We start from the raw sequence: 13,850 nt of genomic DNA, 5'->3' as shown, positions 1-13,850 counted from the left end.
TTCCAAAAAGGAGAAGGCTGCGACTTGACCCGCAACTCCGCGGGCCTGACATTACCCCCACGACCCGGGTCACTTCTTGGTGGAAATTTATGCCTTCGTCGGGTCAACTCTCAGTGAAAATCAACACAGCATCTCCTGTCGGTCGACGGCGGCGCGCTTTTCGTCGTCGCTACATTCCTGCATGTCGGTATCGACGGAGCCGGGCTGGATCACGCTGACACGGATGTTACGCTCGGCGACCTCCTTGCGGAGCGTTTCGGCAAAGGCTTGGATGCCGGCCTTGGTCGCCGAATAGACGCTTTCGCCGGGGGCCTTGATCTCGGTGCTGATCGATCCGACGAACAGCAGGTGGCCACCGCCTTGCGCTTCCATGCGCGTGATCGCCGCCTTGGCGCAGGCGAAATAGCCGACGAGGTTGGTGTCGATCACATAGCGCCAGTCCTCGTCCGCCATCTCATCCAGCGGATCGGCGCCCAGCGCCGCGCATGCCACCAGCATGTCGATCCCGCCCAGCCGTTCGTCGACGGCGGCGAAGACCCGGTCCACCTGCGCCTTGTCCGCGGAGTCCGCAATTACGCCGAACGCCTGCCCGCTGCCGGTTGGCTCGAGCTCGCCCAAAGCCGAGTCCAACGCTTCTTGGTGCCTGCCGTAGGTTAGCACGCGCGCGCCCTGCGCCACCAGCAATTGCAACGTGGCGCGGCCGATGCCGGTGGTGCCGCCGGTCAGCAGCACCCGCTTACCGGTGAGCGAAGTCGAATCCGAGGTCATGGGTCACTCCCAGGTCAGGACGAGGCGGCCGGCCGCGGGCACGCGGTAATCGATGCGGTCGGTGGTGGTGGCGTTCGGCCGGATGCTGTCGCCGGTCGCTGTCCGCACCGTCGATTTCGGCAGCTTGCGCCGCTTGAGACGTACCAGTCGCAGATTGGCGGCACAGGTCTCGCCGCCGTCCAGCGTGATCGTCAGCGCGCGGTCGCCGGTCCGCTCCATCGCGCGTACGAAATGGTCGCAGAACAGCTGGAACGGCGCGCCGTCGATGTGGTGGAACGCCCGGGTCGCGAAGATGAACGCGGCGCCCGCGCCATACACCTCCTGCCCCACCTGCCCGGCGCATTGGCCGTCGGGGTAGAGGTCCTCCAGCGGGAAGGACAGCTTGCCATCGACATGGCCGTTGTTCTCACGCTGTTGGTCGGCGATCACGTCCGCGGGCAAAGCGTCGGGATAATAATACCAGGCCCGCGACAGCGCATATTTGCAATATTCGCTGACTAGCATCCGTGCAGCAGGTTCCAGATCGGGGCCGCTGTCGTTGCAGAAGCGCTCGAACGCGACGAACGTGTCGAAACACTCGTACATCGCCATGTACGGCGCATCCTGAAGACAGGTGACCGCCAGGAACGTCTCGTAATGTTTGGCGTGGCCGATCCGGCTGTCCCATATGATGCTGTTGTGGAAGAAACTGGCGAGATAGACGTAGCTCTGCTCGCGGTAGACCTCGTCGTTGGTGACCCGCCAAAGCCGCATGCAGGCGGTAGCACCCCAGGCGGTCAGGTTCGCCTGGTAGTTGACGTTGAACCGCAAACCCATCGCCGCATCGATCGCGGCCCGCGCCTCGTCCAGGAACATCTTGTCGTCCGTCAACTCGAACGCCTGCAACATGACCCACGCGTAGATGCCGCCGACGTCGGTCTGGCCGCGGCCGTCGGCGGGCGCGGTTTCGTCGATCACGCTGAAGTCGGTGATGTCGTACTGGATCGGCCAGCGGTATTTGAAGTGACGGGCCGCGCGCACCGCGAAGTCGATCGAATCGAGGAAAAGGTTGCGGGCCTCCTCGTCCTCGCCGAGCGCGAGGATGCCGAGGTTCAGCAGCGGGTGGTACATATACCAGCTGTCGACGGCATCGGCATTCTTGTCGTCGCCGACGTTCGGCAGATAGCGCCGGATCGTGCGCAGCTGTGGGTCGTAGAAGCGGCGGAGCCCCGCCTTCAGTTGCGCCTCCAGCGGATGTGCCTCGCCGCGCCATTCCCCCCAGTCGTGGAGCGCTGCGATCACCGACATCTGGACCATGACGTCGGGATATTCCGCGCCGGTATAGGGATGGACGTATCGGTGGCCGTAATGCTCGATCGTCGCCGCCGGTGCGGTGTCGAGATCGTGTGCCGACTTCTCCGCCCGCCCAACCCAGTCGCGGAACTCGACCGCCGGTAGATCCAGCAACTGATAGGCGGCGCCGAGCATCTGGAGGAACTGCCGCGCGGACTCCCGCTCGTGCGGCGGTGCCTCGTGACGGAGGACCAGAATGGCATCGGACAGGACGTACTCGACCCCTGCCGCCAGCGCCGCCTCCGTCGCGCCTTCCTCCGGCGTCGGCAGCCGAAAACCAAGCTCAGGCCAGGTGCCCCCGACCGCGGCTTCGGGCTTGGTCCCGGTCGCCTCGAAATACGGGTTCAGCGCCGTCAGGTTCTGCATGTAGAGAACATTGCCGAACGGTGGCTCGGATAATTGAAAATACAGGATCCCGGCGTTCAAACCGCGTTGCCGCGCCTCGATCTCGCCGGCTGTGGCAACCACATCGCCGTCTGCACCAAGCGCGTACAGATCTCGCGGCGTCGGCGGCATCAGCATTGTCGCAGAAGGCGTAAAGCGTGTCGTGATCCGCAGTCGTTCCAAAGCCTCGTTGTCGGCCGAAAACGAGATGACGTATTCACCGAAGTCCGTGGTCACGACGACCCGCGCCGCCTCGCCCGATTCTGCTTCGGCCCGCCTGGCGTCGAAGCGTCCAACGATGAAGGCCGCCCGAACCGCGAGGCCGCCCCCGCCTGACCGCCGGATCACCGCGAAAATCGACTCGTACGAAGCTATGACGTGGACCTTCACTTCGCCCGCCGTCATCCGCGTGATCGTCTCGGCAGAACCGTTCAAGGCGTCGCGAAGCGTCAGGGCATACGGGCTTGGTGCCGTACTCCTGTCTTCCACGTTCGTCGCCATACGCAGGTCTCGCTTACCGCTGTTACGATAGACGAAAAGCGAGCCGAAGCCTCTGCGTTCCCGCTGCCCAAAGCAGGTTAACGACTTTCCCGTTCTGCAAGGCAAACCACGGACGGACGTAGCTCAGGCGCCTGCACCTAGGTGTTGAAGAGCGGGCACTCTCGGCCGAATCCACCTCGTCTTCGAATTCCTTCGTGAACCGTCCCTGCTTCGTCTGGAAGTTCGCCGTTCACCTCGAACGAACCCTCCTTGCTTCCGGGGCGAGCCCAGGCACGAGCTAACGCTGTTTCTTGGCTATCGTCGCCGTGAAGTCGGGATCCTTGTTCGAGACCCAGTCGACGAACTTGCGCACATTGGGGTTGGCGAGCAAGGCCGCAACGTCCAGCCCATGTCGTTGAAGTTCCGAATTCGTGAAGTTGGCCATCAGGGTTTGCTGACAGATGGGGTGCATCGGAACAACGTCCCTCCCGCCCCGGCTTTTGGGCACGGGATGATGCCAGACGATCGTCTTGCCGGTCGGACGACCGCAGAGCCAGCATGCTACGGGTGCCGGCGGTGCGTCATCCTCGGCTTCGGCTTCCGGGTACGGACCATGTTTCGGATGTTTGCGAGCCATCTGCTTTCCTGCATTGCATCATCGTGTGTGTTTCGGCGCGTCGCAGGAGTTCATCCCTGAAATCGCAACGTGTTCGCAAAGCCATCATTCGCCTTGATCATCTTGGCAAGCTTTCGGAGCACGGCACGAACGTGCCGCTCGAACCGCGTATCGTCATAGATGCCAGAGATCGGATATCCGTCCTGGTTCAGCAGCGTTTTCACATGTGCGGCGAACGCGGATTGGTCGTCGGTTTGTCCACCGACTTGCAAGGCACGGCACACCCATTCTTCGGCGGCTGCCTTGTCATAGTCGTCTCTCGCCGCATAACCCTGCCTGTCGGCCGCCGCCTGATCCAGACGTGCCGCGCTGAGCCGGCGCTCCAACCACGTGCGGACACGCTGACCGTCCCACGCTTCCGAAGAGCCGTCCATCATGTCGTGCAGTCCTGATGTTTCGGCGAGGCTGGTTCCGGGCGGCGTATCGGTGTAGCCAGGTGGAAACAGTTCAGCGGCCGAGCATTATGCTTCGATCCGCTACCGAAGTTTGGAGCACTGATATACCCCGCAAACCAAATTACGACTTCGAACGTCGCGAGCGCGAGAAGGCGAAGACAGCAGACGCGGCCAAGAAGGCGCAGGCCAAGGCAGACAAGCGGGCTGGCGGGCAGGTGGCCGCGGATCCCGACCAGTCGGGTGACGCCCAGGATCAGTGATGCGACGATGACCACCATCTCTTCCGCTGTGGCGGAGCTCGGCTGGACGTCTTTCTTTGGCGAACAGGTTGCGGTCGAGGAGCTTGGCGACTGCACGCCTGTCCGCGTCCTGTCCGTTCATCGCGGAAGAGTGACCGTCGCCGGCGACGCGGGCGAGGAGTCCATTTCGTCCAGAATGTCGGCAGGTGGCGAAGCGGATGACAGGCCGACGGTCGGCGACTGGCTGATGATCGATCGCACGACCCGCAGTGTCGTGCGCCTGCTTACCCGAACGAGCCTGTTCAAGCGGCCTGCCCCTGGCGACGATCGCCGGACGCAGCTCATTGCCGCTAACGTCGACACGCTGTTCATCGTCACGTCCGGCAATCAGGACTTCAACGTCGCGCGGCTCGAACGCTACCTCGTGCTCGCGCGCGAGACGGGTGTCCGGCCCGTCGTGGTCGTGACGAAGATGGACCTTGCTGCCCCGTCAGAGCGGTTTGTCGATGCGGCCCGTGCGCTTCAGGCCGGCTTGCACGTGGAGCAGGTCGACGGACGTGATCCACAGAGTGTTGCGGGTCTCGCGGCCTATTGCCGCTTCGGCGAGACGGTCGCGCTGGTGGGGTCGTCGGGTGTCGGCAAGTCGACCATCGTCAATACCCTGAGAGGATCGGATCGGATCGCGACACAGGCTGTTCGCGACGACGACGGCAAGGGGCGGCACACCACGACCGTGCGCGAGATGCATCGCCTTGCTGGCGGTGCGGATGGCGGAGGATGGCTGATCGACACTCCCGGCATGCGGGAGCTTCAGATGTCCGAAGTCGCCACTGGCGTCACGGAGGTATTCGATGACGTGATGGCCGTGGCGCTGGAATGCCGGTTTACGAATTGCAGCCACGGGGAGGAGCCGGGATGCGCAATTCGTCCGGCGATAGCAGACGGACTCCTCGACCCCGCCCGCGTCGATCGCTGGCGCAAGCTCGATCTGGAGGATGGCGTGAACAGCGTCATTGTCGCCACCCGACGTGCTCGCAGCGGAAAAGCGCCGAGAAGGGGAGGATGACGGCTGCGATCGACTGATCGACCATTCGGGATCGTCAGCCGGTGCTCAGCACGCCGATGAAGGCGTCATCTTCAAGAGCGCGTCCGGCGCCCAATGCAACGCACATCAGTGGCGCTTCGGCAACGATCACCGGCAAGCCGGTGGCTCTGCTCAACACCTCGTCCAGTCGCAGCAAGAGCGACCCGCCACCGGTCATGACGATGCCCTGCTCCACGATATCCGCTGCAAGTTCGGGCACCATCTGCTCCAGCGTCTTCATGACGGCGTCGATGATCTGGGCGACGAGGTCGGTCAACGCGTCGGCCACTTCGGACTGACTGATGACGATTTCCTTTGGAATTCCATCCATCAGATCACGCCCTCGGACGTGGAGGTGGACTTCTTCTCCGTCGGTGGGCCGCGACGCCGCGCCGAGTTCGTGCTTGATCCGTTCGGCGGTGGCTTCGCCGATCATCAGGTTGTGCCTGCGCCGGATATGCGAAGCGATGGCTTCGTCGAACTTGTCGCCGCCGACGCGCACCGAGCTGCTGTAGGCGAGGGCGCCGAGCGACAGCACCGCGACTTCCGTGGTGCCGCCACCGATGTCGAGCACCATGAACCCAGTCGGCTGCGTGATCGGCAGACCGGCACCGATCGCGGCGGCCAGTGACTCCTCGATCAGGTGGACCTCGGCCGCCCCGGCGCTCGATGCCGCTTGGCGTATGGCCCTGCGCTCGACCTGCGTCGATCCGGCTGGCACGCAGATCACCATCCTCGGGCGTCGCTGGAAACGGTTCGAGCCGCCATGCACCTTCTTGATGAAGTGCTTGATCATCTGCTCCGCGACATCGATGTCGGCGATAACGCCGTCGCGCAACGGGCGGATCGTCTCGACGTGTTCCGGCGTCCGGCCCATCATCAGCTTGGCGTCGGCACCCACCGCCAGCACTCTTGGAACACCGTTGCGGGTCTCGATCGCCACCACCGATGGCTCGTTCAGCACGATGCCCCGGCCGGCGACGAACACCAGCGTGTTCACCGTCCCGAGATCGATAGCCATGTCCTGGGAGGCGAAGCCGAAGGGCAGGGAAAGCCGCAAGATCGAGCTACTTTGTTGGTGCGGCAGATACGTCCAGCCGGCACGGGGAAGCACACGCATTGGTGGTTTGGGAGCCGAGGTCAATCGGGAAGCGTCAGTCGACGTGCCTGGGCGGTCGATCGGTGCCGCCGTCCAGTTCGTCGCGGACGGCGATGGCGGCATGGCTGGGAGCCTGCCGGCCAGCAGCGGAAGAACCTGCTCATACGATGATGGCGACCCAGCCGTATCATGCGCCCGGCCGCCGTTCCGAACCGCGGAAGGGTCGATGCAGAGCAAGCTCGGCTAGGGCTGTACCGCTCCGCGAGCCCGGTTCCGCACGTGGCGGCGAGACACCGACGCGATGTCGCTGATACCCGCGAGCATCATTGTTCGAACAAATTCCTCCCTGAGCAGGGTGAGCAGGTGATCGACACCCGGCTGACCACCGGCGGCCAGGGCATAAAGATACGGGCGGCCGATCGAACATGCGGTCGCCCCGAGGGCGAGCGCCTTGACGATGTCCGAGCCGCGCCTGATACCGCCATCGCAGATCACGTCGGGTTCATCGCCGACGGCATTGCGGACTGCCTCGATCTGATCGACCGGGGCGGGTGCGCCGTCGAGCTGACGTCCGCCATGATTGGAGATCATCACGCCGGTTGCGCCCGATGCAATCGACCGGCGGGCATCGTCGGGGGTCATCACGCCTTTGATCGCAAGCGGCCCATTCCATTCCCGTGCAAGCCATTCGACATCGCGCCAGCCGATCGACGGGTCGAACTGGCTGCCGACATAGGTGAACAGGCTCATCGGCCCCGATGCCAGGGCGTCGATCTTGTGACTGACGTTCGCGAGGTCGAACTTGGAGCCGGCGAGAGCCGGAAGCGACCAGGACGGATGCAAGGCGAAGCTGAGCAAGGACCGGAGCGTCAGCTTCGGGGGCAGCGAGAGGCCGCTGACGCGATCCCGCTCGCGATTGCCGGCGACGGGTGTGTCGACCGTCAACGCCAGTCCGTGAAACCCTGCATCCCGACAGCGCGCCACGAATTCCGCGGTCAACCCGCGATCCTTGAAGATGTAGATCTGGAAGACTTTCGGGCCTGCAAACGCCTGCGCGAGATCCTCCAACCGCGTCGTGCCCATCGTCGACAGGCTGTAGAGAAGGCCGTGTCGCGCGGCAGCGCCCGCCACTGCGAGTTCGGCCCGGTCATGGAACATACGGGTAAGGCCGGTTGGCGACAGCATCAGCGGCCAGCGCGACGATTGCCCGAAGATCCTTGTTTCCGTCCGGATATTCGACACGTCGTTGAGGACGTCGGGAACCAGCTCGTACTGCGCGAATGCCGTCGCGTTCCGACGCAGCGACACCTCGTCATCCGCACCGCCGTCGATATAGTCGAAGATCGGTTGCGGCAGACGGCGACGGGCCATCAGGCGCAGGTCGGCAACGTTGTTTGCACGTTGAAGTCGCGTCATGATGCCTATGATCTTTCCGGCCTGATGTCCGCGCAGGACTGCGGCTTGGGATGCGAACGGCGACGCTTCCGTCCTGCGTGCCACCTTCGACGTTTGTGGAGCAATGAAGGCTAGGTGCGCCTCTGACGCGAGAAACGACAACGATTTCGCTGTGCCTGGAAGATGACAATTTGTGCATGCCGGCTTCCGTGTCGATTGCCGGTTCGATCGGTCTAGGGCTCACTCACCGGCAAGAACCCGCTGATCCGGGAGGGCAGCCATGCTGCTCGTTCTGTGCCTGGGCAGGGCACGATTGTTCGGGTTCGGTCACTCTCATCGGGTTCTTGGCGGTATTGGTCCCGACGAAAGGCAACGAGTGACCTTCGCGAGGTGATCACGGGCGGGCTTAACCCTGCCAGTTGCTTTACCTGCGCTCTTGCGCGACGAACCAGTCCTTCTCTGGTTGCCGCTGTTTTAGTACGGGGTCCGCGTTCAATCCCTGAGCGGTGTTGCGCCTACCGACACCACATAGCGCCCGACCCTTTCGTCTCCCCGCGCCACGGTCACCTCCGCGCCGAAGAAGGGATTGCCGTGCGAGACCTGCTCGCCGGCGATCGCAATCGTCCCCGAAATGGCTGCCTGCCAGGCTTCGTTGTCATCGGCTTTCTCTTGCTCGCCGGACTGGGAGAAGTGCTCGTTCACGATCGTGATGGTGTAGATTGGCATAGCGCGGTTTTACGCGACGGGCGACTAGCGCGACAACGTGGGTTAGGCGGCAGGAGTGCGTACATGCGCCCAATAAACGCCCGACCTAAAAATTTTCTGCTGATACTGGGGTAGATAATCAGAACTAAATTCTGCGATGGCCTTCAGCAAGCCCAGTTGGTCAATGTGATCGCCTTGCCGCTCCGGGCAATACGCGTGCGTTTGTAAAGCGCCTTGATTGTCCGGTTGACGTGAACGTCGGTTGGGGTCGTCGCATCGCCGGTCTGCGCCGGGGAAATGGATCGCGACGATCTGACGCGCGCCGTCGAGGAGGATCGGGCTGATGCCCGGCTCCTCCCCCTGTCGAACGAGGTAGGCCGCTGCCGGATATTGCGGAGAACATGCGGTAGTCCGAGCAGGTCACGCGCAGGGGCTCGTACGTATTGCCGTGAAGGCATCTTCCCGGCCGATCGCCCGTATCTCGTTAACCAAAGAGATCGGCGGAGATCAGCGATGCACATCATAGTTCTGGCGGCGGCGCTCGTCACCGCGCCCCCGCAAGCTCGGACGGGGGTGCATTGGGACAGCAGCCGCCCCGCTTTCGACGAGACGGACATCATGGCGAAAAGCGAGCGCGTGCGGCAGGCGCAGATCCAGGCTCAGCGGCTTGAGATGGAAGCCGGCCCCGGGCTGCTACAACCGCCGGCCGCGGGGGCGAAGCGGCGGGCGAAAATTCCTGCGAGCGTCAAGGAGGGCTGAGCAGAAGCCATTGATCGCGAACGGGAAACGACAGCGACAATGCCCTCGCTGCGCCGGGCACCGCACATCGGGACGGATGCAAGCCAGGGTTCGGATGCGCGCACAGGCAGCGTCCGCCCGACCAGTCGGGAAGGCGCGCACCCTCTACGCATCTCCAACCATCTGTGCACGTCGAGCTTGGATTGCCGCTGGTCCGACCGGGAGCCGCAAAGTTGGAAACGGACGTTGGGCGATGATGGATCGGCGGCAATGCCGGTCAAGGTCTGACGGCGTAGCGTCCCGGCTGCGGAACAAGTCCAGCATGGGTCCGGCCTCGGCTAAAGCTATCGAACCATTCCCGGTGCTGCATGGGGCTGGACTCGCGATCGAATGGACAGTCCCCGGCCCACGCCGCGAGCGAAGAGCCATGCTGCCGACCATCCTCGAAAGCGGAAACGTGATCGCGACCAAAGCTATTCATAGCTGTGCCCCAAACTTCCGGCCTTCGCCTTACCCGCTTCGATGGATGTTTGCGCTTAAGTAGGTTTGGTATTACCGTAATCCGACGCGGATCAGATAGGTCGCGACCAGCGCGGGGACTCTTGCATTTGAATATCGGGGGAGGCGAGCGCCGGCGCCGAAGCGGGGAACTTCGCGAACTCGCCCAGAGCGTGCGTGATCTGATTACCGATGAAACCGCGCCCGACGCGGTCGCGGCTTACGAAGAATACGCCGCAGACATCGATCGTCAGGAGGACGATGCTCGCAAGAGAGAAGATGATCGATCCGACAAGCGCTTCAAGGAAGCCTGATGCACCGGATGCTCGCGAAGGGCGTTAGAACTTAACTATGTTAATGGCGGGAACGTGATTGTTCCTTAACATCGGTCATGACCTTCGCCAACCTGACCGTAGCGCTACAGGCTCTCATGAATCGCACGGACGACCATGCCGTGGCTGCCTCTCGCTGTCGGAGGTTGGCGGCCGGCATATCGGACGAACGGGCGTCGGCAGCGCTCAACGCGTTGGCCGAACAGCATGACGAGTGCCTTCGGCTGCTAGAACGCTGACAGCAAAGGTTTGAGACGGAACCTTGTTGCCAAAAAGCCGCCGATCTTGCGATCGACGGCTTTCCCATCCCCGCTTCGGGAAACTGATTAGGCGAACACGGCTTTGGTGCTCACGCGTCGGCGGCGCATCGCACCACCGACGATGCCGAAACCGCCGATCATCAGCGCCCAGGTGTCGGGCTCGGGAACCGCGCCAGCAGCGCAGTGCCAGTGAACTGCGTGATAGTTCCTGCCGTGTTGGCAATCCCGCTGGTCGCCGCACCATCGAACACCGAATTCACGCTATAAACGCCGTCGTCGAAGCTGTCGGCCGTATCGTACGAGGCGAGGAAGAATCCCGGACCATCGACACTCGACCCGACCGGAATCGTTACGTCGAGCAACAGATTTCCCATCGATGGGTCGTAGCGAAAGGCGTTCTCGAAATTGACGATGTACTCGAAGCCGTCTGTAGTTGGCGCCGCGAACGAGATCGCACCCTGATAAACTCGCATGACATCCGAGCCGATGTTGCTCGAAAAGTCTGCCGACAGCGGGGTCCCGGTCTCATCACCGAACATCGTCGTCGAGAGGCTGATGTTGACGCTCGTATAGTTCGCGCCGTTGCGGAAACCAGGCGTCGAGCGGAATGCGAGGCTGGTCAGCATCTGCGGTCCGGAGAAGAAGCTGGAGTCGTAGACCTGCTGGGTGCGGCTCCCGCTGGTCCCACGATAGGTGAACGGCGCAGGAGATTGAGCCTGGCCACTCGGCGCAGGGTTCGGAGTGACGGTGACGATGTCCGCGGCAAAGGCCGGGCTGGCGGCGAGAAGCCCCAACGTGGCGACGATGTGAAAAACGCGCATGCGTATCCTCCCCTGTTGTGGCGACACGCGACCGATGAGCCGGCTCGTGGCGACACCCTCGCTGACCGATAGATGCAGCGTAAGACCCGAGTTACGCTTGCATTAGGCATAAAGATGCACGGCGTGCAGCAGCCCGGTGCCGCTACTCTGCCGCTGCGAGCAACGCCTCCTGCCCGCGGGCCTTCAACCGCCGGTACGTCGCCAATGCCTGCCCCACGACCTGATCCATATTGTAATATCGATAGGTCGCCAGCCGTCCTACGAAGACGACGTTCGGCTCTGCCAACGTCAGCGCCTCGTAGCGTTTGAACAGCGCATGATTCTCGGGACGCGGTATGGGGTAATATGGGTCACCGTCCGCGGCCGGATATTCATAGGTCAGGCTGGTCACTGCGGACGTTTGACCGGTCAGGTGCTTGTACTCGGTCACGCGCGTATAGGGGACTGCTTCGTCAGGATAATTGACGACCGCGACGCGCTGATGCTGCTCTACAGGCAAAGTGCGATGCTCGAACCGCAGCGATCGGTAGGGCAGGGGGCCGTACCGCTGTTCGAAATATTCGTCGACCGGACCGGTGAAGACGAGCAGATCGTAGCTGACATCGTTCTTGATGGACGCGAAGTCGGTTGCGAGCCGCACCGTGATGTTGGGATGGTCGAGCATCGCCGCAAACATTGCGGTGTAGCCATTTCGCGGCATCGCCTGGAAGGTGTCGGCGAAGTAGCGGTCATCGGTGTTCGTCCGCGTCGGCACGCGTGCGGTCACGCCCTTGTCGAGTTCGGACGGGTCGAGGCCCCATTGTTTGCGCGTGTAGCCGCGGAAAAACAGTCGATAGAGTTCCTGGCCGACCGCAGCGACGACGACATCCTCCGACGTGCGAATGTCGGCCACCGGCTCGGCCCGCGCCGAGAGGAACCGGGCCGCATCGTCGTCGGTCTCCAGCCCCGCATCGAACAGCGCGTTCAGGGTCGTGCGGTTGATGGGGATCGGCACCTGTTGTCCGCGCACCTCCGCCAGTACGCGATGCTCGTAGGGACGCCAGCCGGTGAAGCGAGAGAGATAGTCGAAGACCTCGGCCGAGTTGGTGTGGAAGATGTGCGGACCATATTGATGGATCAGGATCCCCGCTGCGTCTTCGACATCATAGGCGTTGCCGGCGATATGCGGCCGTTTGTCGATGACCAGGACCCGCTTGCCGCCGTCAGCGGCCAATCGTTCGGCCATGACGGCGCCGGCGAAGCCTGCCCCGACGACGAGGCAGTCATAATGATCCGGCGCCGCGCGGGGCAGGACCTCGTCGATGGCGGCCATCATGGCGGCCGCGGTATCGTCCCAAGACATCGCCGCGAGGAGCGTGTCCGCGTCGTCGCGCCATCCAAGGTCGTCGCCGCGCACCAGCGCCAGCGCCTCCTCGCATGCTTCCACGAACCGTGCGCCGGCAGCCGCGATGCGGACGGCTGGCGTGGTGCCGTAGTGGCGGGCGACATCGATCACCGGCGTGGACACTACCGGCCGACCCGCGGCGAGGTATTCGGGCGTCTTGGTCGGGCTGATGAAGCGCGTCGCTTCGTTGATCGCGAACGGCATCAACGCGACGTCCCAGCCCGCGATCGTGTCCGGCAACTGGTCGTATGTCCGTGCGCCAATGTAATGGAGGTTGGCGCGCTGTGGCAGATCGGCAGGGTCGATCTTGACCACCGGGCCGACGATCTCGATCGTCCAGTCCGGCCGAGCATCGGCCAGTTCCTGCAACAGCATCAGGTCCATGCGTTCGTCGACGACACCGTAGAAGCCGAGCCGCGGGTTCGCGGTACGTCCCGGTGCGTGGTCGCGCGCCCGTGCGAAATGCGCGACGTCGACGCTGGACGGAAACGGCCGGACATCGGCGTGACGCGTCCGCTTCGCCTCGTACAGGCTGTACCCCCCCGTAAACACCAGGTCAGCCGCGACCAGCAGGTCCTCCTCCAGTTGCAACAATTCGGGCGGTGCGAAGCGAAAGGCGGAAAGCTCGTCCATGCAATCGTAGACGGTGCAGTCCGCCGCTATCTCGCGTGAGAACGCCAGCATCATCGGCGTGTAGTACCAGCGGACGGCCACCGGGGGCTCGGCGGCCAGGAATTCCTGCAGCAAGGCTGCGAGGGCGGATTGCGTTCCGGCAGGGTCCAGTCCCCACGGAAGCTGCGGCGTGACAATCCTGACGCCGGTGGCGTCGTCACGGACGGAGAGGGACGGGCGATCCACATCGCCGGCGATCGCTTCTTCCCAGACGACGACCGAAAATCGCGCGGCGAAGCGAGTCAGCAGATGCTGGGGGCGCTGGAAGACGAAGTCCCATCGAAGATGCGAGAAGCACAGTAGAAGGCGCGGTTCGATCGCGGTGGTCGAACGGGTGCGCGTAGTAGCCATCCTGAGCATCTCCAAACCGGGCCCCACCCGGAAGCACCGTAGCCGGAGGATCGATTTTCCTTTCTAATCCAGGGCAATGCTCCCCACTTTAGGTGTTTGCGAAGGTCCACGTGCGATGCCCGTCCGTCGCACGGCATCGATCGTCGACATCTCGGTCCGGGCGAAAACGCTCATGCCGGTTCACCTACACCGTTCCGCTACGCGGAGCCGACGCGAGGGGCCGCGGAGCCGCCTCTC

The 13,850-nt window shown here is 63.4% G+C and carries 13 protein-coding genes and 1 pseudogene; 4 read left to right on the top strand and 10 right to left on the bottom strand.

The genetic code is table 11. The annotated features are described in order from the left end of the window. Positions 1-120 precede the first annotated feature (120 nt). From AC0CH8_RS13430 to AC0CH8_RS13415, 4 genes are all read right to left on the bottom strand, one after another. On the bottom strand, positions 121-768 hold the full coding sequence (locus AC0CH8_RS13430) for an SDR family NAD(P)-dependent oxidoreductase (RefSeq protein WP_465240330.1): 648 nt from the start codon (positions 766-768) through the stop codon (positions 121-123). Positions 769-771: 3 nt separating this feature from the next. Next, positions 772-2,985 (bottom strand): hypothetical protein, encoded by a 2,214-nt coding sequence (locus AC0CH8_RS13425; RefSeq protein WP_465240329.1) that lies wholly within the window; start codon positions 2,983-2,985, stop codon positions 772-774. A gap of 277 nt (positions 2,986-3,262) precedes the next feature. Continuing rightward, positions 3,263-3,601: a hypothetical protein gene (locus tag AC0CH8_RS13420; RefSeq protein ID WP_465240328.1), complete on the bottom strand. Its 339-nt coding sequence runs from the start codon at positions 3,599-3,601 to the stop codon at positions 3,263-3,265. Between the two features lie 50 nt (positions 3,602-3,651). Then, positions 3,652-4,014, bottom strand: a complete 363-nt coding sequence (locus tag AC0CH8_RS13415) for a hypothetical protein (protein WP_465240337.1) — start codon at positions 4,012-4,014, stop codon at positions 3,652-3,654. Positions 4,015-4,076: 62 nt separating this feature from the next. Here AC0CH8_RS13415 and AC0CH8_RS13410 point away from each other — a divergent pair, with 62 nt between their 5' ends. Together AC0CH8_RS13410 and rsgA are read left to right on the top strand one after the other, a co-directional pair. After that, positions 4,077-4,295 (top strand): hypothetical protein, encoded by a 219-nt coding sequence (locus tag AC0CH8_RS13410; protein ID WP_465240327.1) that lies wholly within the window; start codon positions 4,077-4,079, stop codon positions 4,293-4,295. A 7-nt stretch (positions 4,296-4,302) separates the two neighbouring features. Next, a complete protein-coding gene (gene rsgA / locus AC0CH8_RS13405; RefSeq protein ID WP_465240326.1) occupies positions 4,303-5,340 on the top strand; it encodes a ribosome small subunit-dependent GTPase A in 1,038 nt (345 codons plus the stop codon). A 34-nt stretch (positions 5,341-5,374) separates the two neighbouring features. Here rsgA and AC0CH8_RS13400 read toward each other — a convergent pair whose 3' ends face one another. From AC0CH8_RS13400 to AC0CH8_RS13390, 3 genes are all read right to left on the bottom strand, one after another. Continuing rightward, a complete protein-coding gene (locus AC0CH8_RS13400; protein WP_465240325.1) occupies positions 5,375-6,478 on the bottom strand; it encodes a rod shape-determining protein in 1,104 nt (367 codons plus the stop codon). Between the two features lie 222 nt (positions 6,479-6,700). Continuing rightward, entirely contained in the window at positions 6,701-7,828 is a 1,128-nt protein-coding gene (locus AC0CH8_RS13395) for an alpha-hydroxy acid oxidase (RefSeq protein WP_465240324.1), read from the bottom strand. 516 nt (positions 7,829-8,344) lie between these two features. After that, the gene (locus AC0CH8_RS13390) at positions 8,345-8,578 is read right to left on the bottom strand and encodes a hypothetical protein (RefSeq protein ID WP_204200365.1); all 234 of its coding nucleotides are present in this window, start codon (positions 8,576-8,578) and stop codon (positions 8,345-8,347) included. Between the two features lie 492 nt (positions 8,579-9,070). Between AC0CH8_RS13390 and AC0CH8_RS13385 the strand changes: the two genes are divergently transcribed. Together AC0CH8_RS13385 and AC0CH8_RS13380 are read left to right on the top strand one after the other, a co-directional pair. After that, the gene (locus AC0CH8_RS13385) at positions 9,071-9,316 is read left to right on the top strand and encodes a hypothetical protein (protein ID WP_465240323.1); all 246 of its coding nucleotides are present in this window, start codon (positions 9,071-9,073) and stop codon (positions 9,314-9,316) included. A 650-nt stretch (positions 9,317-9,966) separates the two neighbouring features. Further along, positions 9,967-10,107, top strand: coding sequence for a hypothetical protein (locus AC0CH8_RS13380; RefSeq protein ID WP_204200367.1), 141 nt, complete (start codon positions 9,967-9,969; stop codon positions 10,105-10,107). Positions 10,108-10,451: 344 nt separating this feature from the next. Here the strand turns inward: AC0CH8_RS13380 and AC0CH8_RS13375 are convergent. From AC0CH8_RS13375 to glf, 3 genes and pseudogenes are all read right to left on the bottom strand, one after another. Beyond that, positions 10,452-10,562: pseudogene (locus AC0CH8_RS13375) on the bottom strand (PEPxxWA-CTERM sorting domain-containing protein); the annotation flags it as partial. Beyond that, the gene (locus AC0CH8_RS13370) at positions 10,526-11,233 is read right to left on the bottom strand and encodes a hypothetical protein (protein WP_465240322.1); all 708 of its coding nucleotides are present in this window, start codon (positions 11,231-11,233) and stop codon (positions 10,526-10,528) included. The gene AC0CH8_RS13370 and the pseudogene AC0CH8_RS13375, both read right to left, overlap by 37 nt. Positions 11,234-11,348: 115 nt before the next feature. Then, positions 11,349-13,613, bottom strand: coding sequence for a UDP-galactopyranose mutase (gene glf, locus AC0CH8_RS13365; protein WP_465240321.1), 2,265 nt, complete (start codon positions 13,611-13,613; stop codon positions 11,349-11,351). Positions 13,614-13,850 lie beyond the last annotated feature (237 nt).

The organism is Sphingomonas sp. AC435, from assembly GCF_979253005.1.
This window is presented reverse-complemented; position numbering and strand designations above follow the sequence as displayed.